Here is a 466-nt window from a genome sequence, read left to right as displayed (position 1 = left end):
GTAATCGACTGGGCAGAAAGCGTCGCCAGATCCTGATGATCATATGTGTGATTGCCAATCTCGTGTCCTGCTTCAGCTGTCTGCTTCACAATTTCAGGATGTTGCGCCGTATTTTCTCCTAAAACAAAAAAAGTAGCATGCACGTTTTTTTCTTTAAGTATTTGCAACAGCTGTGGTGTCGTGGTCGCTCCTGGTCCATCATCAAAACTGATGGCAATACTTTTGACAGTCGGATCTTGGACAGCTTCTGTACTTTCTTGTGTTGGTTCTGGTTCAGTTGATTGACTTTGTGTTGATCTCACTGATTCTTGAGTGGATTCGTTGACGCTAGCTGTTTCAGTCGACTTGTTTTTATTCGTTGATTGTTCTGATTGTTTGAAAGCTTGTGACGAACGCTCCGAAGAAGTTACTTGTCCTTTCTCTTCGCTGATCAAGGAGGCAACCGAAGTGACTTCGAAAAATAAAA

The 466-nt window shown here is 42.7% G+C and carries 1 protein-coding gene; it reads right to left on the bottom strand.

Annotated elements, in window-relative coordinates; genetic code table 11:
- The coding region (locus HMPREF2961_RS06505) for a polysaccharide deacetylase family protein (RefSeq protein WP_141755563.1) at positions 1 to 466 on the bottom strand (466 nt) is incomplete at both ends.

This window comes from Enterococcus sp. HMSC076E04, from assembly GCF_001814285.1.
GTDB classification, from domain to species: Bacteria; Bacillota; Bacilli; order Lactobacillales; family Enterococcaceae; genus Enterococcus_B; species Enterococcus_B lactis.
Note: the sequence above shows the minus strand (reverse complement) of the source record. Positions and strands in the feature narration are given on the sequence as shown.